Below are 286 nucleotides of genomic sequence, written 5' to 3'. Positions count from 1 at the left end.
CTGATCGCCGCCAATGTCGTGGCCGAGGTCTGCTCGGTCTATGTGCTGCGCGATGACAACACCCTCGAACTGTTCGCCACCGAGGGTCTCAACCGCGAAGCGGTCCACCAGACCCGCATGCGGACCGACGAGGGCCTGGTCGGCCTGATCGCCCGCACGGCGGAGCCGCTTTCACTTTCGGATGCGCAGAACCACCCGGCCTTTTCGTACCGTCCGGAGACCGGCGAGGAGGCCTATCACGCCTTCCTGGGCGTGCCGCTGCTGCGGGCGGGCAACACGCTCGGCG

1 protein-coding gene is annotated in these 286 nt (G+C 67.8%); it reads left to right on the top strand.

The window, feature by feature from the left end:
- Positions 1–286: GAF domain-containing protein (locus I53_RS27235; protein WP_043356862.1), on the top strand; the 286-nt coding region annotated here is incomplete at both ends.

The organism is Methylobacterium sp. B1 (genome assembly GCF_000333255.1).
Taxonomy (GTDB): Bacteria; Pseudomonadota; Alphaproteobacteria; order Rhizobiales; family Beijerinckiaceae; genus Methylobacterium; species Methylobacterium fujisawaense.
Note: the sequence above shows the minus strand (reverse complement) of the source record. Positions and strands in the feature narration are given on the sequence as shown.